Source organism: Chlamydiota bacterium, assembly GCA_012729785.1.
Classification (GTDB): Bacteria; Auribacterota; Tritonobacteria; order UBA1439; family UBA1439; genus UBA1439.
Window position 1 is genome coordinate 16342 of the sequence record JAAYCL010000045.1, and the last position, 25706, is coordinate 42047.

Below are 25706 nucleotides of genomic sequence, written 5' to 3' on the forward strand. Positions count from 1 at the left end.
ATATCAGCATAGCATATATCTCTCCGCAGGCGTACCGTGTCGTTGCGCCCGCCTCGCGGGGGGTCATCCGAGGGTTTTCCGGAAACGGAGCGACGCGAGGACGATGACGGCGAGACCGTAGACGAGCAGGGCCGCCATCTGCGGCCAAAGGATGCGGATGCCGATCCCCTTCAGGAATATCCCCCGGAGGATGACCAGGTAGTAGCGCAGCGGGTTGAGGTAGGTGAGCCACCGGATGGCCGCCGGCATATTGGCGATCGGGTACATAAAGCCCGAGAGCAGGTTCGCGGGGAAGAAGAAGAGGAAGGTGGACATCATCGCCTCCTGCTGGGTCGAGGAGAGGGTCGATATGAAGAGCCCGACGCCGAGGATGGTCAGCAGGTAGATCAGGGTGCACAGGAGGAGGAGCGTCACGCTGCCGCGCATCGGCACGCTGAACCACCACGTCCCCACGACGGTGATGAGCAGCACCTCGACGAGCGCGATGACCGCGAACGGCACGAGCTTCCCGAGGATGAGCTCTATCGGCCTCAACGGACTCACGATGAGCTGCTCCATCGTGCCGATCTCCTTCTCGCGCACGATCGCCATCGAGGTCAAGATGAGCGTCATCACGGTGATCATCAGGCAGATCACGCCCGGGATGTAGTAATCCCTGGAGTCCAGGTTCGTGTTGAACCAGGAGCGGTCGCGCATCTCCACCGAGGGGTACGGCACGGCCCCGGCCGGCGATGCCGCGACGGCCGCCGCCAGCTCGCGCTCGTTGTAACGCGCGACGATCTGGTTCGCGTAGGAGAGTATGATCCCGGCCGTGTTCGAGTCCGACGCGTCGAGGACGAGCTGGAACTGCGCGCCGCGCCCCCCCCTGAGGTCGCGCCCGAATCCGCGGTCGAAGCGGAGGACCGCGCTCGCCCGCCCGCGGTCGATGAGCGCGTCCTGCTCGCGGTCGGAGAAGATGCGGTGGAGCGCGCTGAAGTAGTTCGAGGAGGTGAAATCGCGCACGAGGTCGCGGCTCTCCCTCGTGTTGTCGAGGTCGTAGACGGCGGTCGGGACGTGCCGGACGTCCGTGTTGGCCGCGTAGCCGAAGACGAGGACCTGGATCACCGGCGTCACGAAGATGGTGATGCGCATCCGCGGGTCGCGGAGGACCTGGATGAACTCCTTGACGAGCATCGCCCGTATCCGCTCGAACACTTGCGCCTCCGCGTCCGTGGACCGCCCCTACGCGACCTTCTTCCTGAACGCGCTCCTCGCCACCGACATCGCCGCCGCCGCGAACACCGCTAGGAGGATCGTCTGCAGCCAGAGCCCCCGCAGCCCGACGCCCTTCAGGTAGATGCAGCGCAGGACCACGATGTAGTAACGCGACGGGACGAAGTAGGTAATCCCCCGGATGAAGAACGGCATATTCCAGATCGGGTACAGGTATCCGGAGAGGAGGAAGGTCGGCATGAACGTCGTCAGGACCGCCATCTGGCTGGCGAAGAGCTGGTTCCGCGCGACGATCGAGATGAGGATCCCCTGCGCCAGGGCGCCGGCGAGGAAGAGCCCGCTCAGGGCGAAGAGGAGCGCGAGGCTCCCCCTCAGGGGCACGTCGAAGACGAACTCGGCCATCAACGCCGCCACGACGATGTTGACGTAGCCGATGAAGACGTACGGCAGGAACTTCCCGGCGACGAGCTCCCCGGCGCTGACGGGGGTGGCGATGAGCTGCTCCATCGTGCCCCGCTCCCACTCCCGCGCCACGGTGAGCGAGGTGAGCAGGGCCGAGATGATCATGATGATGACGGCCATCAGCCCGGGGATGATGAAGATCCTGCTCTCGAAGTTGGGGTTGAACCAGGGCCGCGGCCTGAAGTCGACGGCTGCCGGGAGCGCGCCGCCCGAGCGCGCGAGGGCGTCGACGAGCAGCTCCCGGTTGTAGCGCTCCACGACGCTCGAGACGTAGCCCCGCACGATGGTGGCGGTGTTCGAGTCGCTCCCGTCGATGAGGAATTGGACGGGGGCCCGCCGGTCCGCCTCGACGGCCTGCGAGAAGTCCTTCGGGATGACCATCGCGAAGTACGCGTCGCCGTGGTCGATCGCCCGGAGGAGGGCGGGGTAGTTGTCGTGGAAGCCGGCCATCCGGAAGTAGCGCGAGTCCCTGAAGCCGAGCAGGAAATCCCTGGCGACCTGCGAGTTGTCCCGGTCCCACACGACCATCGGCACGTCGTCCACGTCGAGCGTCAGGGCGTAGCCGAAGAGGACGAGGAGCATCACCGGGATGCCGATCGCCATCGCCAGGCTCCGCGGGTCGCGCAGGATCTGGATGAACTCCTTGCGCGAGATCGCCCGCACCCTCCTGAGGTTCACGCGCCCCTCCTGTCCTCGCCCTGCTCGGCGTCGTAGCGCTCGATGAGGGAGACGAAGACATCCTCGAGCGAGGGGACTATCGTGCGCACCGAGGCGCCGCCCACCCCCGCGGCCGCGAAGAGCGCCTCGATGCGCGGCCCGACCAGTCCGGCGTCGTCGGCCACCGCGTGTATGCCCGAGCCGAAGAGGGCGGTCTCCTTGACCCCGTCGACGCCCTTGATGCGCACGGCCCACTCCTCCGCCTCGGGGACGGCGATCTCCATCACGTCGTCCTCCATACATCGCGTCTTCATCTCGTCCGGCGTCCCCATCGCGATGAGGGAGCCGCGGTAGATGAGCGCCATCCGGTCGCAGTTCTCCGCCTCGTCCATATAGTGGGTCGTGACGAAGACCGTCACCCCGTCGGCGGCCATCGCCTTGATCGTCCCCCAGAAACTCGCCCGCGTGATCGGGTCCACCCCCGAGGTGGGCTCGTCGAGGAAGATGATGCGGGGGCGGTGGATGATGGCGCAGCCGAGCGCCAGCCGCTGCTTCCAGCCGCCCGAGAGGTGCCGGGTGAGCCGCGTCCTGAACTCCTCGATGCCCGCCGTCCTGACGATCTCCTCGGCGCGCGCCGCCTTCTCCGCCGGGGGGATGCGGTAGATGCCGCTGTAGAAGTCGATGTTCTCGTCGACGGTGAGGTCGTCGTAGAGGGAGAACTTCTGGGACATATAGCCGATGTGCTGCTTGATGCGCCGCTGCTCCTTGAAGATGTCGAAGCCCGCCACCGTCCCCGCGCCCGCGGTGGGCGGGAGGATGCCGCAGAGCATCCGGATGGTGGTGGACTTCCCCGCGCCGTTGGGGCCGAGGAAGCCGAAGATCTCGCCGCTCCGCACCTGGAAGTTGACGCGGTTGACGGCGACGAAGGAGCCGAACCTCTTCTCTAGGTCGCGCACCTCGACGGCGACGGCGGCGGTCATAGTGGGCACCCGGGTGGGCCGTCGTAATCCCAAATCCCGAATCCCAAATCCCACAAGATCGGATTCCGGAGCGTACTGGCTCCGCCCGTGGCCCTTGCTCGCGCATCGCTATGTCGGGGCGTGGGCTGCGGAATGTGGGATCTTGAATCCACCCGCCCTCCGCGGCGCCGGCGGTGCACATCTCTTTGGGATTTGGGATTCGGGATTCGGGATTTCATCCGGCCTGCTCGCCGATGATCCGCACGAATGCATCCTCGAGCGTCGGGACTCCGCACTCGCGCTTGATCGCGTCGGGAAAGTCGCAGCGGAGGAGCCGGCCCTTGTGGATGAGGCCGACCCGCCGGCACCGCTCCGCCTCGTCGAGGTAGGAGGTGGAGAAGAGGATGCTCACCCGATCCCTGACGAGGCCGTAGAGGATCTGCCAGAAATCGCGCCGGGAGACCGGGTCGACGCCGTTCGTCGGCTCGTCGAGGAAGAGCACCCTCGGCGTGTGGATGAGTGCGCAGGCGAGACCGAGCTTCTGCTTCATCCCCCCCGAGAGCTTGCCCGCCAGCCGCTTCCTGAACGGGGCGAGGCCGCTGAACCCCAGCAGCCGCTCGACCTTCTCCGCCCGCTCCCGGCGGGGGACACAGTACACCTCGGCGTAGAAGTCGATGTTCTCCATCACGGTCAGGTCCTCGTAGAGCCCGAACCGCTGGGACATATAGGCGATATCCGCCTTCAGCGCCTCCGCATCGCGGCTGACGTGCCGGCCGCAGATCCACCCGTCGCCGGCGGTCGGGTCGAGGATGCCGGTGAGGAGCCGCATCGTGGTGGTTTTCCCCGCGCCGTCGGGGCCGACGAGGCCGAATATCTCGCCCTCCTCGACGGAGAAGGTCAGGTCGTCGACGACGACGGTGTCGCCGAACCTGCGTGTCAGGCCGCGGACGGTGATGGGATGCACGTTCGATCCATGGTCGATGGCTCGGGGGCCATGGCGGGCCGACGGCGCGGGAACGGCCGGCCGCGGATCGAGGACTAGTCGATCCTGATGTAGGCGTCCGCCGGCATCCCCGGCTTGAGTTCGAGACTCTTGTTGTCCACCCGCACCTTGATGCGGTAGACCAGCTTGACGCGCTCCGTCGTGGTCTGGATGTATTTCGGGGTGAACTCCGCCTCCTGGGAGATGAAGGAGACCCGTCCCGGGTACCGCTTCCCGCGGAACGTGTCGGTCTCGACGTGCGCCTCCTGGTTCAGCTTCACCCTGCCGAGGTCGGTCTCGTTCACGTACGCCGTGAGCCAGAGGTTGTTCAGGTCGATCGAGGTGAACACCGGCGCCCCGGGCTGGACCACCTCCCCCGGCAGGGCGCTCTTCAGCAGCACGAAGCCGTTCAGCGGCGAATCTAGGTTCGCGTAGCCGAGCCGGGTCTCTTCGAGCGCGAGCTGCGCCTTGAGCTGCGCGACGTTCGCCCGCGTCGAGTCGGCCTTGGTTTTGGCCTCGTCCCGCTTTTGGGCCGATACGGCGCCCGCCTGGAACAAATTCTCGAGACGCGCGTAGTCGACATCGGCGAGCTCCGCCCGGTACTGTTCCGCCCGGAGCGACGCCGCCGCCTCGTCCCGGATCTTCGAGAGCTCGTCGGTGTCGAGCCGCGCGACGATGTCGCCCCGCGAGATCACGCGCCCCTCGTCCGTCAAAAGCTCGACGATCCTCCCGCCGACCCTGAACGAGATGCGCACATTGTCGCCCTCGATGGTGCCCGAGACCTTGAGCGTCCCCGCGCGGATCCGCTCCGCGCGCCGGACGATGCAGACGAGCGCGACGACCGCACATACGACCGCGACGACGGCTGCGGCCGCCACGCGGCGATGCGCCCGCGCGAAGGCGGCGGCGTCCCTGAGCAGCTTCAGCATCCTGTCGCGCATTCGATCCCTCCTCGGTCCGCTGTCCGCCCCGCCTCGCGCCTACGGTCCCGCCGCGCTCTCCCCCATCGCCCTGTCAAGGGCGGCGCGCGCCATCAGGTACTCGTAGATCCCCGAGGCGTAGTACTGCTGCGCCTGGCTCAGGGAGACGAGCGAGTCCAGGACGTCGAGGTTGGTTCCGACGCCGTTGTCGTACGCCACCTCGGAGATCCGCAGCGCCTCCCGGGCCTCGTCGACGTTGTCGCGCTGCGACTCGATGATCGCCGAGGCCTGGCGCAGATCGAGGCAGGCGCGCCGCACGGCGACCGCCGTTTCCTCCTCCGTGTTCTCCCTGGAGAGGCCCGCCCGCGCGTACCGGGCCCACGCCGCGTCCACCCTCGACTTCGTGTAGAAACCGTCGAAGATCGGCACGCCCACGGTCACCCCCGCATTCCAGAGGTTATGTTGGGAGTTGAACAGGTCCCCGGCCTTGTCGGACTGGAAGAAGGTGTCCAGGACGGCGTCGACCCGGGGCAGGCGCGTCGCCCGTGCCTGCCGGATCGCCCACGCCTCCATATCCACCCCGAGCGCCTTGAGGACCATCTCGGGCCTGCGGGCCAGCGCCCGGGCGAGGAACCTCTCCTCGTCGATGGCGATCGAGGCGTGCTCGAGCCGCCCCGTCAGGACGACGCGGTCCCCCATCCGGAGACTGAGGAGTTTTTTCAGGTCCGCGTCGGTCAGATCGACGCTGTTCCGCGCCGTGACGACCTGGGGGAGGAGCAGGGAGACGTGGACCTTCGACTGGAGCAGATCGAACCGCGAGGAGGTGCCCTGTTCAAACTTGCGTGCCACGACCGCATAGTGCGCCTGCGCCTGGGCGAGGAGGTTTTCGGCGATGCAGACGTTCTCGTGGGCGAGGAGGAGGCCGTGGTAGAGCCGTTTCGCCTCGAACTCCACGTCGAGTTTCAGCGCCCGCAGCGTCTCCTCCCGGACCCGTATCTCCAGATCGGCCTTCTTCAAAGCGGCATAGTCCCCCCCGCCGCGGTAGATCGACTGGGCGACCGTGCCACCCGCCCGGAGGGTGTTCTTGTAGCCGGTGAAGACCCCGATATCCTTGTCGGAGTCGGCCGCAAACGAAGCGTCCCCGTTTTCGAAAAGCGTCGCGCTGTTGCGGGTGTAGCCCCCGTCGATGTCCAGACGCGGGAGGAACGGGGTCACGGCGCCGAGCCGGTCGGCCCGGGCAGCCCGGATCTCCTTGGCCTGCATCTGGAGTTCCTTGTTGTTCAGGTGGGCGCGCTCGATCGTCTCGCGGAGGGACAGCGAGAGCGACGCCGGGAGGGTGGACTCCGCCGCCCGGCAGGGGATGCCCGCCGCGGACAGGAAGGTCAGCGCGACGACAGCCGTATTCGCGGCCCTCATCTCCTCTCCGCCCGCCGGGCGACGCCGGCCGCCCCTGCCACCGCCATCCTGTAGAGCAGACCGGCGGTCGGGTTCCGGTGCCGGATGTACAGGTTGAGCGGCATGAGCGTCCCCCCGAGGCGCAGCTTCGGGCCGTAGCCGTTCTGCCCGGTCTGGTAGCGCCGCACGCCGTGCTCGAGACACCATTCGATATTGCAGAACCATGATACGAAGTAGAGGTTGTGCAGGCGGGAGATCTCGTAGTCGAAGCCGATGTACTTGTCGAGGAGCAGGTCCTTGTGGACGAGGCAGAGATTGAAGGCGGCGAGCCTCCCGTCCGCGCGGTAGAGGAAGAAGAGGAGGCGCGGCTTCATCTGGGCTCCCGCGTGGAGGAAGAACTCCTTCGTCAGCCGGCCGAAACGCGCGCCGCCGGCCCCGCAGGTGTTCATGTAGAGGCGATGCACCTCGTCCGCGATCGGGGCGACATCGTCCGCGATCTCGACCCGCACGCGCGCCTCGGCGAGCGCCTTCCGGACCTTCCGGCGGACATCCTTCCGCGTCGAACGGGAGAGGGCGCGCAGGTACCCGTCGAAGGTGGGGCTCTGAAGGTCGGTGACGACGGTGGGCAGACCGCGCACCTTCGCGAACCCGCGACGCCGCAGCGGTTCGAGGAGCACGGAGTCGCACTCCCTGAAGTCCTTGAAGACGATGCACGGGAGATTGCGCGCCCGGGAGAAGCCGTCCAGGGCGCGGAGGAGCTCCTCGACGAGGGCGCCGGGGTCGTCCGCGCCGGGCCGCACGCCGATAACGCCATACTCGCTGAACGGCGATCCGCAGTAGAGCGTCCGCGTGGAGAGAATGCGCGGGAACGCCTTGCGGAGGCGGCGGAGGAGACGCCCGGCGACGCCGTGGAACCCGGCCTCGAGGGGACAGTCGGAGACGAAGAGCGGCGCGATGAGGAGCACGCGGCTTCGGTCGAAGATCGCCGCGTAGAAAAAGGAGAAGCCGGGGGGGTTCGAGAGTTCGAGGGTGCGGTAGAAGTCGTACCCCTCCGGGATGTCGCCGAAAACGGCATCCCACTCGAGGCGCGGGATCCTCTCGACCGAGTCCACGATCTCGTAGCTGAGGGTCCGGGGTTCCATAGCGGAATGTGCCGTAGTATAGCACAACCAGGCGCGGGCGAAACCCGGCATTGTACGCCCCCCCGCGCCCGCCGAGGGGGCGATTGAGGTTGCGTCCGGGGATAGGCGGGGGTACACTGTGGCCGGATCGCGGTTCGTACCGACGCGGGAACCAATGGGGCTGAAAGCGCAGTGAAGATCGTATTCATCGAACCACGCTCGTCGGGGGCGAACGTCTACAGCAAGATCCCGATGCCGCTCCTGGGCCCCGTCTACCTCGGGACGATACTCCGTGACCGCGGCCACGAGGTCGTGATCCACCACGAGGATTTCCACGCCCCGGACTATTCCCGCCTCGACGCGGACCTGGTCTGCATCTCCATCCTCACCGCCACCGCCCCGCGAGGCTACGAGATCGCGGACAGCTTCCCGCGCGAGAAGGTGATCATCGGCGGGGTCCACGCGAGTCTGATGCCCGAGGAGGCGCTTCTCCACGCGCGGCAGGTCGTCGTCGGCGAGGCGGAGGAGGTGATCGCCGACATCGTCGAGGGGAAGAACCGGGAGCCGATCGTCCGCGGGAGGCCGGTGGAAAACCTCGATGCGCTGCCGTTCCCCGACTTCACCCTCGTGAACGGATTCAGATCCAGGATACCCATCGTCCCCGTCTCGACCTCGCGAGGGTGCCCCTTCGACTGCAGCTTCTGTTCCGTGACGAAGATCTTCGGCCGGCGCTACCGGTTCCGGAGCGCGGGAAACGTGATGGCGGAGCTCACGGCCCGCGGGAAGCAGAAGTACTTCTTCTGCGACGACAACTTCACCGCGAACCCCGCGCGCACGCGGACCCTGCTGACGATGATCGAGGAGGCGGGGATCAGGGGTTGGATCTGCCAGATCCGGTGCGAGGTCGCGCGCGACAAGGAACTCCTGGACGCGATGGCGCGCGCCGGCTGCAGGATCGTCTGCATCGGGTTCGAATCGGTGAACCAGAAGACGCTCAGCTCATACGGGAAACGCCAGTCCGTGAGCCAGATCGTGCACGCGATCCGCTCGATCCACCGGAAGGGGATCCTGATCCACGGGATGTTCGTGCTCGGGGGGGAAGACGACAACGCAAAGACCGTCTGGGACACGGTCCGCTTCGCGCTCCGCGAAAAGCTCGACACGCTCCAGATCTCGATCCTCACCCCGTTCCCGGGGACGCGCGTCTACGAGCTGCTGGAGGCGCAGAAGAGGATCTTCACGAAGGACTGGACGCTCTACGACGGGCATCACATCGTCTTCACCCCGAAGCTCCTCTCGGCAAAGGAGCTCCAGGTGGCCGTGCTGAAGGCCTACATGCGGTACTACTCGCTCACCAGGACGTTCTTCTCCCTGCTGAGGTGCAGGTTCCGCGACGTCTTCTTCCGCTTCATGGGCTTCATGATCCTGCGCAAGTGGCGCGCGCACAACCGCAGGATGTCCTGGATCGCCGACGCATGACGGCGTCCCCACCCTCTACTTGTGCTTGTGCTTCGGGGCGTCGTGGTGCTTCGAGCCGCTTTGGTGCTTCGGGGCATCGTGGTGCTTCGGGGCGTCGTGATGCTTCGGGGCATCGTGGTGCTTCGAGCCGCTTTGATGCTTCGGGGCGTCCTTGTGTTTGACCTCCCTGTCCCGGTAGATGATCTTCTCCCGCTCGATCACCCTCTCCCGCCGCGGATACTCGTACTCGCGGATGACCTCCCTGTCGCCCATTCCCCAGACGGGGCCGGCGAGGGCGATCGCCGCCGCGCACACGGCGCACATACGACAAACGGTTTTCATCTGCCTCCTCGCGGTACGAGGCCCGCAGCGGTGCGCCGCGGGCCTCGGATGGAAAAGAATGGTGGAGGTGGCGGGAATCGAACCCGCGTCCTGATGGACACACGCGACAGCATCTACGTGCGTAGCCCCTGCTTTGAATTCGCCGCCCTGGCCTCCCGAAGGGGCCGGATGCCCGGGCCGCTATCCCCTGCAGAACGATGGGCACGACCCCCAGGGAACAAGGTCCGTGTCCAGCCTGCTTCCGGCGTCCTTCCCGTCACCGCAGGCGGGTTTCAGGAGGACGTGACCGCGTGATTTACGCGGCCAGTGCTAACTGCTCGTTCGCAGTTATGATTGTGCCAGGTGTTTTAAGAGGCCTCCTGACAACCTCTGCACGCAGCTGAAGCACACGTACACCAGTCGAAACCGATCACCCCCCTTTCGTTGGTCCGAAATATAGTATATCCCACCCGCCTCCCGGAATCAAGCCCCGGGGGGCGTCCCCGGGCCCGCTTGAGGCGGAGCCGCCGCATCGTTCACGCCCTTTCGTCACTCCCCCATCACCTGCACCACTAGCCTTCGCCTGCGCGGCCGATTGTCGAACTCCGCCAGCACAATCTGCTGCCATCTCCCCAACGTCAGTTCGCCTCCCTCGAACGGCACGACAAGCGAGGGCCCCTGCAGCGCCGCGCGCAGATGGCTGAAACCGTTCGCGTCCCCCCACGTCTCGTCATGCGCGTAACGCCTGTTGCGGGGAACCAGCCTCGCGTAGAGTTCCGTGATATCCTGGACCATCCCGGGTTCGTACTCGAATGTCGTGACCGCGGCGGTGGACCCCGCGACAAAGACCGTGACGATCCCCGTCTTCAGCTTCGTCGCCTCGAGGATCCGCGCGACCTCCCCCGTGATATCGCGCAGGTCCCCGTCCCCCTTCGTCTCGATCTCGATCTTCCCGTTCACAATCCTCATCGTCCCCCCTTGGGGTCAGGTCCTTATTTATTATATTGCCGGACTAAAATAATAAATAAGGACCTGACCCCATTGCTGAAAGGAGCGCCGGGAGCACCTCGCCCGATCGGCCGCGGATGGCCCAGTCGACCGCATGCGTCGCCGGCGTCGGATCCCGGTTGATCTCGACCGTTTTGGCGCCGCGAGCGAGCGCAATCTCCATGAAGCCCGCCGCGGGCTGGACGACGGCGCTCGTCCCCACGGAGAAGAAGAGGTCGCAGGAGCGAAGCGCTGTATCTGCCGCCTCGACCGCCTCCTCCGGCAGCCGCTCGCCGAACCAGACCACCGCGGGGCGCCGCACCCCTCCGCATTCGCACCGGGGGGGGTAGCGGTTGAACGCCCCTTCCCGCTCCTCGCGCTCCATCCCGCAGCGCAGGCAGCGCCACCGCCGTATCGAGCCGTGGAGTTCGACGACGCGCCGGCTCCCCGCCGCCTGGTGCAGGCCGTCGACGTTCTGGGTCAAAAGCGCGAACCGCCCCCCCCGCTCCTCGATCAGCCGTTCCATTCCCGCCAGCGCCGCGTGACCGGGATTCGGACGGCACGAGGCGCATTGCAGGCGCCGTTCGTCGTACCAACGCGACACGACACGCGGACGCCTCGCGAACGCCTCGGGCGTGGCGAGCTCCATCGGGTCGAACTTTTCCCAGAGCCCCTCCATCGCGTCGCGGAAGGTGGGGATCCCGCTCTCCGCCGAGACGCCGGCGCCCGTAAGAACGACGACGGACGCCGCCTCCCGGAGCGCCGCCGCGACCGCGTCGAGCGTTTTCCCGCCCATCGGCAGATCCCCGCGCGCACGGCCGCCGCGCCCCGCCCCCCTCATTTGGGAAACGGCCGCTCCTCCCCGCGGGCGGCCGCCTTGACCCACGCGGCAATCCGGTCGAGCACGGGCCCCTCGACCGTCCTCCGGCGCTGGAGGTACTCCTCGGGGGTGCTCATCCCCTCCCCCGAGACGAACAGGTGATTGCACTCAGGGTACCAATCGAACTGCGCGTTCTGCCGCCCCTCGAGCGCCTTCTTCCACCTATCGAAATCCGCGGCGGTCACGTGGTAATCCCTCCCGCCCTGGAGGACCAGGATCGGGATATTCAATCTCCTCGCCTCCCTCGGGGGATCGTAGCCGCGGAGACCGAGCCAGTATGAGGCGGGGAGCCCCTGGGGCAGGTCGGCGGAAGAGGTCGTATCCGAGAGCGATGCGTCCTTCACCTTCGCGACCTGCTCCCGGAGCCCCTCCAACGCGGCTCTGTCGCCCGGTGACGGGTCATCCCCCCCCAGGGAGAGAAGGTACTCCGCGCGGGAGAGCAGCACCTCCTCGATCGGCCTGCTCGCGCCCGCGAAGACGATAATCCCCGCGACCTTCTCGTCGCGCGCGGCGATCCTCGGGGCGAGCGTCCCCCCGAAACAGTGCCCGAGCAGGTATATCTTCTTCGGGTCGATCCCGGGCGTTTCGCGCAGGAGCTTCACCGCCGCGAGGGCGTCATCCACCGTTTCCTCATCCGCGGTGAGACGTTCCCGGTCGATCGTGCGCCGGTGCTCCTTCGTCCTCTTCTCGTAGCGGAGGACCGCGATGCCCCGCGAGGCGAGCCCCCACGCGAGGTCGCGAAACGGCCTGTTGGGACCGAAGCTTTCGTCGCGGTTGTGCGGCCCCCACCCGTGCACGAGCACCACGGCGCAGCACGGCTCCTCCTTCGCGGGGAGGGTGAGCGTCCCGGGAAGGGCCCACTGCCCCGCCCCGACCGTCACCTCCTTCTCGCGGAACAAGGCGGGCATCGAAATCGAACGCTCCGCCGCGGTCGGAGACGCGTTTGGCTTCGGCTGCTGCGCCTGCAACGGCGCGCTGCAGAGGAGGGAGACGCACAGCAGACGCATCATCGGTCGTTTCATGCTCGATGCCTCCGGTATCCGCCCGCCGCGATCAGGCCCGCCGGCGGGGGGCGAACCGTGCGGTCACACCCAGCGTTTGAAATAAAACGGGCTCGCCGTGTCCTCGTTCAGGCGCGCGAGCACCTCGATGAACCAGAGATCGAGCGCCGCCTCGTGGAGGTCGAGCCGGGGAAACGGGTTGTGTGAGTCGCCCGCGAGCGCGCGGCCGACCCTGTCGAGCGCGGCGAGGGCGAGCTCGGGCGGATCGACCCGCCGCACTCCCTCGCGCCGCATCAGGGCGTCGAAGAGGCGCGGCATCAGGATCCCCCCGGGGACGAGGGAGAGGGCGCGCGTCTGCATCACCGGCAAAAACAGGTCGACGGCGATCTTGTTCGTCCCGATCGCCGCGCGCGTCGCCTCCCGGAGTATCTCCTTGGGGATGTAGAGACTCGTCGAGTAGGGCCCCTGGCGGCCGTAGTCGGGGCTCGCGGGATCGCGGCTGGTGCGGTCGAGGCTTCCCCGCCAGTCGCAGAACAGCGTCGCCTCGACGCCCACCCCCGCCCGCTCAAGCGCCGCGGGGAACCCGGCGGCGAGACGCCCCATCGGCCCGTGCGTCGCCTCGATCGCCCTTTCATCGAGAGGAAGGAGCCGCCACTGAAAAAGCCCCTCCTCGTCGATGTCCTTCACGTACACGGGAGGGGAACCGGGCATGAGTCCAGAGTGCGCCGCCGCGACGGCGTTCAGGTAGACGACCCGCGACGCCCCCGCCTCGCGGAGCGCCGCGACTATCCGCTCGAACTTCTTCCCCTCCACGGCGAGCCCGTAGTTGATCCAGTGGAAACGCGTCCCCATCCCGGCTCGCGCCGCCGCCTCCGCTGTCAGGATTCCCGTCTCGTAGGCGATCGACCGGGACGGGTCCCGCGAGACGATCGTGAGGCTCCCCTCCTCGCCGAGACGCTCCAAGAGCGCCTGCGCGACGCAGCCGCCGAACCCGGAGCCGGTGCCGCCGGCGACAAGAAAATGGCGTCCGCGGACCCAGTCGAGACGGAATCCGGAACAGGCGGCCTGCGCCGCCCGTATCTGCTCGAGGATCTTCGCCGCCTCCGCGGGGTAAACCGCCGCCTCCTCCTGCGTCGGCATGTCGATCGAAGGGCTGCCGGGTTTCACCCGGAGCCCGGGCTGGGGAATCGCGAACGGACTCGTCATCACGCTCCTCGCTTTCGCATGGATCACGGCCCTGTCCGGCCGACTCTGTTCGCCCTTGACGCACTACGCTCCGCGGGAAACGCCCCGGCGCCTCGCCCGCATCATCCCGTTGCGAAGATTCCCGGGCGAAAGATTGTGCACAGTTCCCGGCCCGTGCTCGAACAGGCGACGGAACCGCGCGTCCCGCGCGATTCCACAAACACGGCGTCCGGGTGCCGCATCGCCCCCCCACGGCACCGCGACGAGGAGGCGCCGGATGAGCCTTTCGGCCGCGAGCGCCTTGTCGGCCTCGCGTGGGGCGAGGATGAGAAGACGGTCCTTCGCCCCGATCGGGCGGAGGGCGCCGGGCGCCGGGGGCACCGGTGCGGGCTGCCGGATTTGGAGGAGGATGCACACGGCGACGGCCGCCGCGGGCCCGATGCCCGCCGCGACCCACCGGACGCGCGGCCCCCTGGCGATCATCGCATCCTCCTCCCGAGCGCGTGCACGATGATACCCCGCGCGCGGCGCCCGTGTCCACCCCCAACGCCCGCACGCATCCGCACCGCCGCCGCGAGGGGCGCCGCGGACGGGGGCGTACCGTCGACCCCCTCAGGCGATCGACCAGCGTGCGCCCCGCTGCGCCACCAGGCCGTCGCGCCTGAGCCCTCCGAGGATTTTTTTCACCCGCGGAACGTCCTCGCCGAGGCGGACGGCGAGGAGGCGCGCGACCGCCGCCCCCTCCGCCAGCATCAGGCGGAGCAGACGCCCCCGCAGTTCCCGGTCGGATCCCGCGAAGGGTGGCTGCCCCCGGTGGTGCGCGCTCCGCCGCGCCGGGTTGCCGTGCCGTCTCTTGAGCATCGCCCCGTAGTCCATGAGGGCGTTGTACCATTCCCGCGGGTTCCGCCTGTCGAGCGTTTGCCTGACGAGGGGCAGCAGCTCGCGGTCGGCCACGGTCCGCCGCGCCGGAAAGAATTCGTGTATGAACGCCGCCCTGATATTCGTCTCCACGAACACGACGGGGGCGTTGAAGGCGAACGCCGCGATCGAGGCGGCGGTCGCCCGCCCGATCCCGGGGAGGAGGCGCAACTCCTCCGGGGAAGGCGGCAGCGCGCCGCCGGGCCCCGCGACGATGCGCGCGGCGGTCTCCTTCAGGGCGAGGGCGCGCCGGTTGTACCCGAGACCGCTCCAGGCCGCGAGCAGCCGCCGCAGAGGGGCGCGCGCGAGCGAGGGGAAGTCGGGAAAGGAGGCAATGAAGCCGGGGAACCTCTCCGCGACGCGGTCGACCTGCGTCTGCTGAAGCATCACCTCCGACACGAGCACCCGATACGGGAGGGGCGCGTCGCGCCAGGGGAACAGACGCCCATGCCGCGCGTAGTGGCGGCGGACGCGCCGCCTGAAGGCGCGTACCTGGGCCGGGGAAAGGCCCCGCATCTTCGTCGCCACCATCACGCACCCGGGGTGAGGACGATCCGGCCGCGCACCTCCCCGCGACGGAGACGGCCGAAGATATCGTTCACGGCCTCGATCGGCGCGGTCTCGACGGCGCAGCGCACCTTCCCCTCCGCGGCGAACCTGAGGGCCTCACGCAGGTCCTTCCGCGTACCCACGATCGATCCCCTGACCGTGAGGCGCTTCAGCACGATATCGAAGATCGGGAGCGGGAACTCGCCCGGGGGCAACCCCACGAGCACGCAGGTCCCGCCCTTCCTGAGCATCCCCACCCCCTGGCGGAACGCCGGCGGCGACACGGCGGTGATGAGCACCCCGTGCGCCCCTCCGGTCAGCGCCTGGATCTCCTCAACCGCCTCCCCGCGCCGCGCGTCGACGGCGACCTCGGCCCCGAGTTCCCGTGCGAGGGCGAGCTTCTCGTCCGCGATATCCACCGCCGCCACGTGCAACCCCATTGCCCGCGCGTACTGGACCGCGAGGTGGCCGAGGCCGCCGATGCCCGATATCACGACCCACTCCCCCGGCCGCGCCTCCGTCTCCTTGAGCCCCTTGTAGGTCGTCACCCCCGCGCAGAGGATCGGCGCGGCCTGGACGAGATCGAGCGCCGTCGGCAGGGGGCACGCGTAGGCCGCGGGGGCGACAAGGTACTCCGCGTAGGCGCCGTTGACGGAGTAGCCGGTGTTCTTTTGAGACTCGCAGAGCGTCTCCCAGCCGGTCAGGCAGTAGTCGCACGCCCCGCAGGCGCGGTAAAGCCAGGGGACGCCGACCCGCGTGCCGACCGACGGACACTTCACCCCGTGCCCGAGCGCGGCCACGGTCCCCGTCCCCTCGTGCCCCGGGATGAACGGGAGCGACGGCTTCACCGGCCAGTCCCCGTCGGCGGCGTGCAAATCCGTGTGGCAGACCCCGCTCGCGACGACACGGATGAGCAGCTCCCCCGGCCCCGGCGAGGGAACCGGGACCTCCTCGATCGAGAGCGGCTTCCCGAACTCGCGCACCAGCGCCGCCCGCATGGTTTTCTTCATCCGTTCCCCCCTGTCCCACGCGGCGGCAGTGCGCCGCGGGCAAACTTCCGTCGGTCAGCGGATGCCGACGGTCTCGTGGAATTCCGGCTGATCCTTCGCGATCTTCCGCAGCATGACACCCGCCATCGTCTGCGACGGTTTGATGCGGAGGGACTCCCTCAGCGTATCGCGCGCCAGGAGGAGATCGCGCGTCCGGGCAGGGTCGGCCTGATACCTGTGCAGGTACGCATCCGCGAGGGAATTCAACACCTTGTAGTTGGACGGATCCTGCGCAACAAGCTCCCGGTAAACGTCGATTCCCTCGTCTATCTTCCCGTCCAACACCAGGATCGTCGCAAGATTGTGTTTCGCCGCGGAGCAGCCGGGGTCGAGCTTGAGTGCCCTGAGATAGGAAAGCCCGGCGGGGCCGACGCGCTGTCCCTGCCACTGGATGTTGCCGAGATTGACGTGCGGTTCCGGGAGCGTCGGATCCGACGCGATCGCATCGTTGAGATACTGCTCGATTGCCTCAGCGGGCGCGAGACCGCCGAGGTAGAGCATTACGGCGTAGTTGTTAAGCGCCTGGGCCCTTGAGGATCCATTGCTCTCCAAGGAGAGCAACGTAGTAAAGATGTCGTTGAGTTCCTTAAGCTCGCCGAATGACTTACGCGTGTGCAGGTACGGGTAGGCCTCCCATCTCTCCCTGTTCTGCAGGATGCGGGCCAGCGCCAAAGTCTGAAGGGCAGGTATATTGGCGGGATCGGGGATAAGCGCCCGACGGCAGGCATCGACCGCGGCCTCGTACTCGCCCGCCTGCAGACGCAGAGCCCCCGCTCGGAGGTCCGCATCCTCGCCGGATGAGGTCGTCCCCGCTCCGTCGGCTGCACCGATCCCGCCCGTCTGCTCCTTGATCGTCTTCATGACAAGGGGGCTCTGAAGCTCCCCCCCAACCCTGAACACGCCCCCGGTGCCGCCGTCCACCTTTTGGAGATCCACCCGCCAGTTTCCGTCCTCCACCGTGACCAGGAGAAAATGGTAAATCCCGCCGTCATCCTCCAGAAAGAGCGGCCCCCCCCCGCCGCCGGTGACGTAGTAGCGAATACCATCGTGCTCCTCGGCGCGATAGAGATGCTCGTGCCCCGAAAATACGCCCGCGACGCCGTGGCGCAGCAGCAGGGAGTGCAGACGCCGGGAATCCGCGATGGGTTCCCTGGAAAAGACCGGGTGGTGCAGGCAGACGAAGATCGGCTTCTTGTCCTTGTTCTCCGCGAGCATCTTCGACAGCCACTGAAACTGCTCTTCGGAAAGGACCCCATGCCGATCCGGATCGAGCATGCTCGTATTGAGAAGGACGAAATACGCACCCTTGTGATGGAACGACTGATAGAACGGCTGCCCCAGCATCCTTGACAGGTCGCCCCTCCCCTGGGGAACGCTCATGTCGTGATTCCCGAACGCGATATAGCACGGGACCTTCAGCTTCCTGGAGGAGTCGATAAACTCGGTAAGCTGCCGCTTGAACGTGCCGAGATTGCAGTACCCCTCGACCACATCCCCGACATGAAGCACGAAATCGACGCCAAGTTTGTTAACCCGGTCCAGGATCATCCCATAGACCTTGTTGGGAAGGGCGTAGGCGTTATGCGGCTGGCTATCCCCCACCACGGCGAAGCGGAACGACTCCCCGCCGGGCGGGGACACGCCGGCCGCCCCCCCCTGCGGGGAGGCGGGCCCGGCGCAGAGGACAGCGCAGAGCGCGCCCGCGAGCCCGAGCGTATGACGGCGCATCAGCCCCCCCGCGGCCACGGCTTCCCCTCCCAGAGGGTGTCGAAGTACCGGATGAAATAGTCGCGCGCGTACGGATCCGTGAGCAGCACGCCGCATTCGTTCCTGCGGTCCATCGCGTCGCGTCCCCAGTTGTACGACCCGACGACCGCCGCGTCGTCGGCGATGATGAGCTTGGCGTGGCTCGTGACCCGCTCGTCGTCCCAGCGGACCTCCACCCCCTGAGACTCGAGGTACGCCTTCGTCCGCTCGTTCACCTCGTTGATCCCCTCGTTGTAGTCGCTCCGGTCGAGGAGGACCCGCACCCCGACGCCGCGCCTCCGCGCCGCGACGAGCGCCTCCACAAGCCGGTTGACGCTCGACCCGGCGTTCCCCGCACGGTAGCTGATTCCGTACATCAGGACGCGGATCGACTCCTTGGCCCCGTCGAAGAGCGGGAGGACCTGCCCGAGGAACGAACGGTTGGTGAAGGCGGTGACCGTCCCCGCGGCGAGCGGGGGGAGGTCCGGCTCCTCCGCGGAGTCCGCCCAGAGCCTCTCGAAGTAGTCCTGGAAGTACCCCGCGACGGCCGTGTCGCGGATCAGCACGTTCGTCTCGTTGTTGCGCGCCATCGAGTTGTGCGTGAGGTTGGTCGAGCCGAGCAGCACCGCCGCCCCGTCCGCAATGAACAACTTGTTGTGCGTCATCTTCTCCGGCGTGTCGAGCTTGGCGTCCACGCCGAATTTCTCCACGAGGAACTCCACGCTCCGGGGGTTGAAGGAGATATGGTCCTCGATCAGGCCCCGCACCCGCACGCCCCGCCTCCCGGCGTCACGGAGCGCCTCCTGGATTTTCCCGACCGTCTCGGGGGTGTAGTGCCACTCGAGCTGGATGAACTCCACCGTTTTCTGCGCCCCCTCGATCATCTGCATCAGCGTGGGGAAGTAGTCCCGGTTCACGACCGGCACGACCGCCCCGCGCGGCGCCGCCGCCGGGGTGGGCGCGCCGCACCCGCACAGGCACACGAGCAGTGCCGCGATCGCCGTCCACCCTCTCATCGTCCCTCCCTGGCCCAATGCCGTCACGGGCCGTCTCAAACCCCGGCGCAGACCCCCGGGGGGCGTCGTGCCGCGGAATGATCGCTACCGCTGCAGCATCAGGCGGCCCCGGGGCATCCTCCCGCCCGGCCCGCCCGGCGGCGCCTCCCCGATCTCCTCGATCCGCTGGACGATGAAGCCGTAGAGCTCGGAGCCCTTCACCGACCGCTTCACCGTCCGCCGCTCGCCCTTGATCTTCGTTTCGAGCCTGAACTTCTTGAGATGGCCGGTCAGGGTCACCTCCTGGCCCCGGCGAAGCCCCCCGAGCAGCTCCGCGTTCCTGTCGTTCTTCTCCGCGTAGCATGCGATCTCGGCGAGCGGCATCGCGGCGAATTTGATCTTCGTGGACGCCTTCAGATTCGCCTCCGCCTCCCAGCCGCGGAAGACGTTGTTGATCTTCCCGAACCTGACCGTGATCGTCACCGTCCTGCCGACGAACCCTCTCGGGTTCGCCACGAGGCCGGCCGGGTCCGTCTCCTCAGCCCCCCGCGCGCCGCCGCCGGTCGCCAAAATGGCGGCAGCGCACGCCGCATACACCGCCCCTCGCATCCCGCACCTCCCACATGGGTCCTCATCGGCCCCCGCCGTCCCGTTCGATCGAATCGACGACGAATCCGTACCGCACCCGCCCGCGCTCCTCGCGCTCGGTCTTGATCCACCTGCCGGTCGCCTTCGATCTCCTGGTGACGGACACCTTCCTCGACGTCCGGTACCTTTTCACCGCGCCGACGAGCACGATCCGGTCCCGCCTCTTCAGCTCCGCGAGCGCATCCACGTTCCGCCGCGAGCGGGCGGCGTAGCATTTGAGTCCGCCAAGCGGCGCCGCCGTGAACTTGACCATCCGCGAGGCCTTCAGGTTCGCCTGCTCCTCCCACGGATCGCGCCCGTTGTCGATCCTCGAGAATTTTGCCTCGATCGCCACGCGCCTCCCGACGTACGCCTCGGGATCCACCGCCAGCCGCCGGGCATCCGCCTCCTCCGTCGCGCGCAGGCACGCGGGAGCCGCAACGATGAGAAACGCCGCGCCCCGGCGGAGCCGATGCAGGCGCATTCGCGCCGTTGCGGGATGGCTGCGCATGTGTCACGCACGGCCCTCAGAGGCGCACCGGAACGCCCCGGGAGGCCAAATACTCCTTCATCTGCCGGATCGTGTAGGTGCCGTAGTGGGCGATGGAGGCGACGAGGACCGCGTCGGCGTGCCCCTGGGCAATCGCCTCGTAGAGGTGCTCGAGCGTGCCCGCCCCGCCCGAGGCGATGACCGGTATCCGCACCGCGTCCGCGATCAGGCGGGTCATCGGGATGTCGTACCCGGCCTTCGTGCCGTCGGCGTCCATGCTGGTGGGGAGGATCGTCCCCGCGCCGAGCCCCTCGACCTGCCTCGCCCACTCGACCGCGTCGAGCCCGGTGCCGTCCAGGCCGCCGCGCACGACCACCTCGTACCCCGACGGGACCGCGGCGGACCTCCGGGTATCGATCGCGACGACGACCGCATCCGGACCGAACTCGTGTGCCGCCTCCCGCACGAGGGCGGGCTTCCTCACCGCGGCGGTGTTGATGGCGCACCTCGCCGCCCCCGCGGCCATCAGCTCCGCGAACGATCGGATGCTGCCGACCCCGCCGCCCACGGTAAGCGGCACGTTGATGCGCGCCGCGGTCTGGCGCACCGACTGGATGAACGTCCTCCGCCGCTCCACGGTGGCGGTGATGTCGAGGAAGACGATCTCGTCCGCGCCCGCCTCGCTGTAGGCCGCGCCGCTCTCCGCGGGGTTGCCGAGCTCCTTCAGCCCGATGAAGTTGACCCCCTTGACCAGCCGCCCGTCCTTCGTGTCGAGACACGGGATGACCCGCCTGTACTCCATCGCATCCCTCCCCCCGATGTGGATAGTATGGCCGATAGGGGGATGGAGGTCAATTTGTTCGCGCCGCGCGCCGACGCGGCCTCCCGCGCGCTACCTGATCAGCCGCGTCCGCATCCGGCGCATGCTCGCGAGGCAGAGGATGACCGCCGGGATGATCAGCAGCGCGGCGCCGAGGAACGGGTGCGGGGGCCGATGCCCGAGCAGCAGGGAGCGGGCGATGGATACGGCGTGCGCGAGGGGGGAGCAGAAGGCGGCCGCCCGCAGCCATCCCGGGAACCGGTCGAGCGGAAAGAAGACGCCCGAGAAGAAGAAGAGCGGCGTCACCGCCAGTTCGAAGTAGTAGCTGAAGAAGTCGAAATTCGGGCTCAGCGTCGTCACCAGCATCGCGAGGCTCGCAAACAGGAACCCGACCGCGAGGATGAGCGGGATGACGAGAAGCGCCCACCACGACTGCACGAGGCCGAAGGCGGCCGTCACGGCGAACATCATCGCCCCGCTGAAGAGCGCCTTGCTCGCCCCCCAGGCGATGTCGCCGAGCACGACATCCTCGACGTTCACCGGCGTGGCGATGATGGCGTCGTACGTCTTCAGGTGCACCATCTTGAGGAAGCTCATGTAGGTGCACTCGTACGTGGCGGCGAACATCGCCGCGGAGACGATGATCCCGGGGGCGAGGAACTGCACGTAGGGGACCCCCTGGAGATCGCCCATGTAGCTCCCCAGGCCGAACCCCATCGCGAGCAGATACAAAACCGGGTCGCCGAGGTTCCCGATCAGGTTCACGTGGAAATACTTCAGGAATGCGTCGAGGTTCCTTCGCCACACCCTCCAGAAGCGCGCGCTCGGCCTACTCAACGAGGTTCCTCCCGGTGAACTTCAGGAACACGTCCTCGAGAAGGGCGGGTCTCCTCCGGAGGTCCCGATACCCGTGCTCCATCAGGGCCGCGAGCGGCGCGGCGCAGTCCCTGCAGTAGATGTAGAGCTTGTGCGCCGTCCTCTCGATTGTGACCGGTAGACCGGCGAGACAGGCCTCGACGACCGCCCCGTCGCGGGCGTCGGGGACGAGCTCGACGACCTCGTCGCCGATATGCTCCCGGACGAGGTCGCGCGGCGAGCCGGTGACGAGGATTCTACCCCGGTCCATGATCGCGACGCGGTCGCACAGCTCCGCGGCCTCCTCCATGTAGTGGGTCGTGACGAGGAGGGTGACGTTGCGGCGTTTCAGCTCGCGCATCCGGTCCCAGAGCAGGTGCCGCGCCTGCGGGTCGAGCCCCACCGTCGGTTCGTCGAAGACCATCAGCCGCGGGTCGTTGATCAACCCCCGCGCGATGAGCAGCCTCCGCAGCATCCCCGAGGAGAGCGTTTCGATCTCCGCGGCGCGTTTCTCCGAGAGCTGGACGAAGTCGAGGAGCTCCGCGGCGCGGCGCGCGGCGCGCTCCCGCGGGATGCCGAAGTAGCGGGCGTAGACGACGAGGTTGGCCCAGACGTTCAGGTCGCCGTCGAGGTTGTTGTCCTGGGGGACGACGCCGAGCTGCGCCTTGATCGCCGCGGGGCAGCGGTCGGGATCCATCCCGAGGACCGACAGGGCACCCGAACTCCGGGGGAGGGTGCAGTAGACCATCTTCATCGTGGTGGTCTTGCCGGCGCCGTTGGGGCCGAGCAAGCCGAAGCACTCCCCCTCCCGCACGTCGAAGTCGATGCCGTCCACCGCCGTCGCGGCGCCGTAGCGCTTGCACAGCCCCGACGCCGTCACCGCGGATGCCATGGGGGGGTCTCCGTCATAGTTTGTCGCGGGAAAGGCGAAATCTCTCCGCGGGGGCGTGGGGGGCATGCAGGCGCGGGCACGGGCGGCGAAGCCGCCGATTCCCCCGCGCGCGCCCCGTCGCCCCCTCCACGCCCCGCGATGCCCGACGAGGCATCAGCGCAGCTTGAGCATCCGGCCGGGCTCATCGCCGGGGACGATGATGCGGGAGGCCTCCTCGCGCTGCAGCTCCTTGACCTCCGCGATCATCTTCTCCACCGCGGCCTTCACCCCGGCGGGGAATTTCGCGAGCGCCTCGTCGAGGGTCGCCGCCTCTATCGGAAACTGTATCGGGATGGGGCCCGCCGCCGACATCACATGCGCCTGCCCGATGAAGAGGGGGGGGCGCGCCGGATCGTCCGTCCCGTCCGCCTTCACCGGTAGCAGCCTCCTCAGCGAGGCCACCCGCAGATCGGTGAACAGCTCCTCGCGGTAGAGGTTGCCCGCATCGACCGCGACATCCTGGACCGATTTCCCTTCAGCGCCCGCCATCGTGCACGTCCTTTCCTGCCCCCCCCGCGCGCCGAGACCCGCCGGATGGCGGGCCGACGAGCGGCAGCACCCTGTCGACCCGGAACGAAACAAGGAAACGCGGCCCGGACGACCGGCGCCGCGCGCCCAAACGCGTCCTCCGGAGCGCGTCTATCCGGCCGCTATCCCTCTCCTCGCCGGTCTTGGTGAGATACAGCCGTCGCCCGCGGTACCCGTCCCCCCGTTCCACGAACAGATAGGCCGCGTGCGGATTCTTTACAAGGTTCCGGCGGGAGAGGCGGTCGGCCATGATGAACTCGATAGTCCTCCCGCCCGCGGCGTGCGGCCGCGCGTAGAGGGCGATCGCCACCTCCCCGGAGGCGTTCGCGGTCGCCAGCACGCCGATCCCGCGTTTCTTCTCGAAGTAGTCGCCGAGCTTCACGGAGCCCCCTCAACCGAACCGGGGCCGCCGCCGGGCCCCGGATCCACCCGGGGTGCGGAAGGCGAAGGGGACGCGGCCTCGGATGCGGCGGGCGCGGGGTCCGGCGGAACAGTCTCCGCGGGCGGGTTCTCCGGGCGGCCGCCCGCGGCCGCAGGTTCCACTGCCGCCTCCCCGCCGGGGGCGGGGGCCGCGGCTTCCGCCGCGCCGCGCCGCGTATGCCTCCTCCCCCCACGACGCCGGCGGCGGCGCGGCTTCCCGTCGGGACCGAGGCGCGGCGCACTCCCCCCCGCCTCCGCCGGGGCCTTTTCAAGCTCCGGCGCGGCGGCCGCCTGCGCGGCGGGCTGTGCGGGCATCGGGGGGAGCGTCACCATCTCTTCCGTCGGATACTCGCAGGCGATCGGATGCCCGAGCAGCTTCTCGAGGGCGGGGATCATGTGCGCGCCGTATTCGCAGACGAAGCCGATCGACTTTCCGGTCTCCCCCGCCCTGCCGGTTCGGCCGACGCGGTGCACATAGTCGTCGGACTCATACGGCATGTCGTAGTTCACGACATGGGTGACCGAATCCACGTGGATGCCGCGCGCCGCGACATCGGTGGCGACGATGACCGGCGTGGTCCCCGACCTGAAGCGTTCGAGGATCTTCAGCCGCTTCTCCTGCGGCACATCCCCGCTCAACAGTCCGCACTGGACGCCGTAGCGTCCGAGCTGGCGGGCGAGGCGCTGGCAGGCGTCCCTGCGGTTGCAGAAGACGAGCACCCTGTCCGCGTTGTCGCAGCGCAGGATCCAGAGGAGGAAGGCGAGCTTCTCCGCCGCCGCGACGGCGATAAACTTCTGTTCGATCAGGTCGGTGACGAGCTGCTCCGGCTCCGACTCGATCATCACCGGGTCCACGAGCCACCTGTCCACCAACCGGATGATCTCGGGCGTCAGGGTCGCGCTGAAGAGCATCGTCTGCCGTTCGCCCGCGGGCGGCAGCTTCCCGACGATGCGGCGGACGTCGGGGATGAACCCCATGTCGAGCATCCGGTCCGCCTCGTCTATGACGAGGATCTCCGCCTCCCCGAGGCGCATATGCCCGCTCCGCGTGTAGTCGATGATGCGCCCCGGGGTCCCGACAAGTATGTCGATGGGCCTCTCGAGCGCGTCGCGCTGCTCGTGGTACCCCATCCCCCCGAAGACCACGAGGTTGTTCATGCCGCAGTACTTCCCGAGCACCTCGGCGTCCTTGTATATCTGGATGGCGAGCTCCCTCGTGGGGGCGAGAACGAACACGCGGCAGGAGCCCGGGGTGCGGTTCTCCTTCGGGTGGCGCAGGAGGTAGGTGAGCGCGCTGGCGAGGAACGCCGCCGTCTTCCCCGTGCCGGTCTGCGCCCGGCCCGTCACGTCCCTCCCTGCGAGGGCGTGGGGGAGACACTGCTGCTGGATGGGGGTGCAGTACTCGAACTGGAGGTCCTGAACGCCGCAGAGCACCTCCTTGGCGATGTCGAGGTCCGTGAAACGCGTCTTCCCCTCCGCCGGGGGCACCTCCCTCAAAAGCGGCATCCGGGGCGGCGGCGTCGGGGCGGGCGAAGGCGCATGCCCGCGGCCCGCCCCCGCGGGGCCGGGCGCCGCGGCGGGCTTTTTCGACGCCCCCCTGCGCCGCGCGGTTTGGGGGGCCTGCCCCCGCTTCCGCCCCTCGCGCGGCACCCGCGGCTCCTGCGTCCCCTTCCTCTCGCGGCGGCGCCCATCCTGCGCGCCTTCCTTCGCCCTTGCGCTTCGGCCGCCGCGGCGGCCGCGAGGCCTCGGCCCGTCGTCCTCCTCGCGGCGCGGCGCCGCGGGAAGCGGCATATTGCGGCGGAGATGATCCCGCGCATAGGGGGAGTAGGTTGCGGATTCGTCCTGTCGGGGTGCCGTGCCGGCCCCGAACAGGCCCTTGATCTTCTTGATAAACGAGAACACTCTGTGCGTCCCTCCTGTAGGAATCTGCGCCTCGATGGGAGGCGCGAAGGTGAATCGGGCGGGCGATACGGCCGGCCAGCGTGCCGCGATATGCCGGATGCGGCTTCATGTCGAGGGCTTCAGTGCCTCCGCGGGGGACACCCCGCAAAGCTGAAAAAGTATACACCAGGCGGCTCCCCGGGCGAAGCATTTATTTGCACCAGGGGTCCGGGGATCATGCAACAAAAAGTGTGGGCTTTCCGCCGAAGGGCTTAGTCAAATAGCCGGGCACAAGCTCTCCGGATTTATACACGACATACGTAAACAGCGCCAAATTGAGGTTTGCTCGTCCCTGGA

The 25706-nt window shown here is 68.1% G+C and carries 26 protein-coding genes and 1 other RNA gene; 1 reads left to right on the forward strand and 26 read right to left on the reverse strand.

The features are described from left to right. Positions 1–63: 63 nt before the first annotated feature. From GXY35_11630 to GXY35_11660, 7 genes are all read right to left on the reverse strand, one after another. Positions 64–1194 carry an ABC transporter permease gene (locus GXY35_11630; GenBank protein NLW95228.1) on the reverse strand — a complete coding sequence of 377 codons (1131 nt, stop codon included), beginning with the start codon at positions 1192–1194 and terminating at the stop codon, positions 64–66. 27 nt (positions 1195–1221) lie between these two features. Next, positions 1222–2352 (reverse strand): ABC transporter permease, encoded by a 1131-nt coding sequence (locus GXY35_11635; protein NLW95229.1) that lies wholly within the window; start codon positions 2350–2352, stop codon positions 1222–1224. Further along, the gene (locus GXY35_11640; GenBank protein NLW95230.1) at positions 2349–3311 is read right to left on the reverse strand and encodes an ABC transporter ATP-binding protein; all 963 of its coding nucleotides are present in this window, start codon (positions 3309–3311) and stop codon (positions 2349–2351) included. The genes GXY35_11635 and GXY35_11640 overlap by 4 nt, the downstream gene beginning before the upstream one ends. Before the next feature lie 214 nt (positions 3312–3525). Beyond that, the gene (locus tag GXY35_11645) at positions 3526–4254 is read right to left on the reverse strand and encodes an ABC transporter ATP-binding protein (GenBank protein NLW95231.1); all 729 of its coding nucleotides are present in this window, start codon (positions 4252–4254) and stop codon (positions 3526–3528) included. 74 nt (positions 4255–4328) lie between these two features. Beyond that, on the reverse strand, positions 4329–5213 hold the full coding sequence (locus GXY35_11650; protein ID NLW95232.1) for an efflux RND transporter periplasmic adaptor subunit: 885 nt from the start codon (positions 5211–5213) through the stop codon (positions 4329–4331). Between the two features lie 39 nt (positions 5214–5252). Next, positions 5253–6608, reverse strand: a complete 1356-nt coding sequence (locus GXY35_11655) for a TolC family protein (protein ID NLW95233.1) — start codon at positions 6606–6608, stop codon at positions 5253–5255. Next, a complete protein-coding gene (locus GXY35_11660) occupies positions 6605–7729 on the reverse strand; it encodes a GNAT family N-acetyltransferase (protein ID NLW95234.1) in 1125 nt (374 codons plus the stop codon). The genes GXY35_11655 and GXY35_11660 overlap by 4 nt, the downstream gene beginning before the upstream one ends. A gap of 171 nt (positions 7730–7900) precedes the next feature. On the opposite strand from GXY35_11660, the gene GXY35_11665 reads away from it, so the two are divergent. Continuing rightward, the gene (locus GXY35_11665; protein NLW95235.1) at positions 7901–9187 is read left to right on the forward strand and encodes a radical SAM protein; all 1287 of its coding nucleotides are present in this window, start codon (positions 7901–7903) and stop codon (positions 9185–9187) included. Positions 9188–9202: 15 nt separating this feature from the next. Here GXY35_11665 and GXY35_11670 read toward each other — a convergent pair whose 3' ends face one another. From GXY35_11670 to GXY35_11760, 19 genes are all read right to left on the reverse strand, one after another. After that, positions 9203–9508, reverse strand: coding sequence for a hypothetical protein (locus GXY35_11670; GenBank protein NLW95236.1), 306 nt, complete (start codon positions 9506–9508; stop codon positions 9203–9205). A gap of 59 nt (positions 9509–9567) precedes the next feature. Beyond that, positions 9568–9925, reverse strand: a transfer-messenger RNA (tmRNA) gene (ssrA, locus tag GXY35_11675). Positions 9926–10036: 111 nt separating this feature from the next. Next, a complete protein-coding gene (locus GXY35_11680; protein ID NLW95237.1) occupies positions 10037–10456 on the reverse strand; it encodes a YjbQ family protein in 420 nt (139 codons plus the stop codon). Positions 10457–10499: 43 nt separating this feature from the next. After that, the gene (locus tag GXY35_11685; GenBank protein NLW95238.1) at positions 10500–11270 is read right to left on the reverse strand and encodes an NAD-dependent deacylase; all 771 of its coding nucleotides are present in this window, start codon (positions 11268–11270) and stop codon (positions 10500–10502) included. 41 nt (positions 11271–11311) lie between these two features. Further along, a complete protein-coding gene (locus GXY35_11690; protein NLW95239.1) occupies positions 11312–12376 on the reverse strand; it encodes an alpha/beta fold hydrolase in 1065 nt (354 codons plus the stop codon). 63 nt (positions 12377–12439) lie between these two features. Continuing rightward, entirely contained in the window at positions 12440–13561 is a 1122-nt protein-coding gene (locus tag GXY35_11695) for a hypothetical protein (protein NLW95240.1), read from the reverse strand. A gap of 63 nt (positions 13562–13624) precedes the next feature. After that, entirely contained in the window at positions 13625–14023 is a 399-nt protein-coding gene (locus tag GXY35_11700; protein NLW95241.1) for a hypothetical protein, read from the reverse strand. A 129-nt stretch (positions 14024–14152) separates the two neighbouring features. After that, positions 14153–14989 carry an A/G-specific adenine glycosylase gene (locus tag GXY35_11705; protein ID NLW95242.1) on the reverse strand — a complete coding sequence of 279 codons (837 nt, stop codon included), beginning with the start codon at positions 14987–14989 and terminating at the stop codon, positions 14153–14155. Then, the gene (gene adhP / locus GXY35_11710) at positions 14989–16017 is read right to left on the reverse strand and encodes an alcohol dehydrogenase AdhP (protein NLW95243.1); all 1029 of its coding nucleotides are present in this window, start codon (positions 16015–16017) and stop codon (positions 14989–14991) included. The genes GXY35_11705 and adhP overlap by 1 nt, the downstream gene beginning before the upstream one ends. A 54-nt stretch (positions 16018–16071) precedes the next feature. Then, on the reverse strand, positions 16072–17784 hold the full coding sequence (locus GXY35_11715) for a tetratricopeptide repeat protein (protein NLW95244.1): 1713 nt from the start codon (positions 17782–17784) through the stop codon (positions 16072–16074). Beyond that, entirely contained in the window at positions 17784–18818 is a 1035-nt protein-coding gene (locus tag GXY35_11720) for a hypothetical protein (GenBank protein ID NLW95245.1), read from the reverse strand. The genes GXY35_11715 and GXY35_11720 overlap by 1 nt, the downstream gene beginning before the upstream one ends. A gap of 84 nt (positions 18819–18902) precedes the next feature. Further along, positions 18903–19406 carry a hypothetical protein gene (locus GXY35_11725; GenBank protein ID NLW95246.1) on the reverse strand — a complete coding sequence of 168 codons (504 nt, stop codon included), beginning with the start codon at positions 19404–19406 and terminating at the stop codon, positions 18903–18905. A 22-nt stretch (positions 19407–19428) separates the two neighbouring features. Continuing rightward, positions 19429–19908: a hypothetical protein gene (locus tag GXY35_11730; protein NLW95247.1), complete on the reverse strand. Its 480-nt coding sequence runs from the start codon at positions 19906–19908 to the stop codon at positions 19429–19431. Between the two features lie 43 nt (positions 19909–19951). Beyond that, positions 19952–20716 carry an imidazole glycerol phosphate synthase subunit HisF gene (gene hisF / locus GXY35_11735; GenBank protein ID NLW95248.1) on the reverse strand — a complete coding sequence of 255 codons (765 nt, stop codon included), beginning with the start codon at positions 20714–20716 and terminating at the stop codon, positions 19952–19954. Positions 20717–20806: 90 nt separating this feature from the next. Further along, entirely contained in the window at positions 20807–21571 is a 765-nt protein-coding gene (locus GXY35_11740) for an ABC transporter permease (GenBank protein ID NLW95249.1), read from the reverse strand. Next, entirely contained in the window at positions 21564–22481 is a 918-nt protein-coding gene (locus GXY35_11745; GenBank protein ID NLW95250.1) for an ABC transporter ATP-binding protein, read from the reverse strand. The genes GXY35_11740 and GXY35_11745 overlap by 8 nt, the downstream gene beginning before the upstream one ends. Before the next feature lie 153 nt (positions 22482–22634). Further along, positions 22635–23009: a hypothetical protein gene (locus GXY35_11750; protein ID NLW95251.1), complete on the reverse strand. Its 375-nt coding sequence runs from the start codon at positions 23007–23009 to the stop codon at positions 22635–22637. Then, positions 22996–23430 (reverse strand): pyridoxamine 5'-phosphate oxidase family protein, encoded by a 435-nt coding sequence (locus tag GXY35_11755; protein ID NLW95252.1) that lies wholly within the window; start codon positions 23428–23430, stop codon positions 22996–22998. The genes GXY35_11750 and GXY35_11755 overlap by 14 nt, the downstream gene beginning before the upstream one ends. Further along, complete coding sequence (locus GXY35_11760; GenBank protein ID NLW95253.1) at positions 23427–24965, reverse strand: DEAD/DEAH box helicase; 1539 nt, start codon at positions 24963–24965, stop codon at positions 23427–23429. Before GXY35_11760 ends, GXY35_11755 begins: the two co-directional genes overlap by 4 nt. Between the last annotated feature and the right edge of the window lie 741 nt (positions 24966–25706).

Coding starts and splice junctions, on each gene's coding strand:
- GXY35_11750 (NLW95251.1), bottom strand. CDS start 23,009: ATGGCGGGCGCTGAAGGGAAATCGGTCCAGGATGTCGCGGTCGATGCG.
- GXY35_11700 (NLW95241.1), bottom strand. CDS start 14,023: ATGATCGCCAGGGGGCCGCGCGTCCGGTGGGTCGCGGCGGGCATCGGG.
- GXY35_11720 (NLW95245.1), bottom strand. CDS start 18,818: ATGAGAGGGTGGACGGCGATCGCGGCACTGCTCGTGTGCCTGTGCGGG.
- GXY35_11650 (NLW95232.1), bottom strand. CDS start 5,213: ATGCGCGACAGGATGCTGAAGCTGCTCAGGGACGCCGCCGCCTTCGCG.
- GXY35_11660 (NLW95234.1), bottom strand. CDS start 7,729: ATGGAACCCCGGACCCTCAGCTACGAGATCGTGGACTCGGTCGAGAGG.
- GXY35_11655 (NLW95233.1), bottom strand. CDS start 6,608: ATGAGGGCCGCGAATACGGCTGTCGTCGCGCTGACCTTCCTGTCCGCG.
- GXY35_11680 (NLW95237.1), bottom strand. CDS start 10,456: ATGAGGATTGTGAACGGGAAGATCGAGATCGAGACGAAGGGGGACGGG.
- GXY35_11695 (NLW95240.1), bottom strand. CDS start 13,561: ATGACGAGTCCGTTCGCGATTCCCCAGCCCGGGCTCCGGGTGAAACCC.
- GXY35_11705 (NLW95242.1), bottom strand. CDS start 14,989: ATGGTGGCGACGAAGATGCGGGGCCTTTCCCCGGCCCAGGTACGCGCC.
- hisF (NLW95248.1), bottom strand. CDS start 20,716: ATGGAGTACAGGCGGGTCATCCCGTGTCTCGACACGAAGGACGGGCGG.
- GXY35_11640 (NLW95230.1), bottom strand. CDS start 3,311: ATGACCGCCGCCGTCGCCGTCGAGGTGCGCGACCTAGAGAAGAGGTTC.
- GXY35_11725 (NLW95246.1), bottom strand. CDS start 19,406: ATGCGAGGGGCGGTGTATGCGGCGTGCGCTGCCGCCATTTTGGCGACC.
- GXY35_11685 (NLW95238.1), bottom strand. CDS start 11,270: ATGGGCGGGAAAACGCTCGACGCGGTCGCGGCGGCGCTCCGGGAGGCG.
- GXY35_11690 (NLW95239.1), bottom strand. CDS start 12,376: ATGAAACGACCGATGATGCGTCTGCTGTGCGTCTCCCTCCTCTGCAGC.
- GXY35_11745 (NLW95250.1), bottom strand. CDS start 22,481: ATGGCATCCGCGGTGACGGCGTCGGGGCTGTGCAAGCGCTACGGCGCC.
- GXY35_11730 (NLW95247.1), bottom strand. CDS start 19,908: ATGCGCCTGCATCGGCTCCGCCGGGGCGCGGCGTTTCTCATCGTTGCG.
- GXY35_11715 (NLW95244.1), bottom strand. CDS start 17,784: ATGCGCCGTCATACGCTCGGGCTCGCGGGCGCGCTCTGCGCTGTCCTC.
- adhP (NLW95243.1), bottom strand. CDS start 16,017: ATGAAGAAAACCATGCGGGCGGCGCTGGTGCGCGAGTTCGGGAAGCCG.
- GXY35_11670 (NLW95236.1), bottom strand. CDS start 9,508: ATGAAAACCGTTTGTCGTATGTGCGCCGTGTGCGCGGCGGCGATCGCC.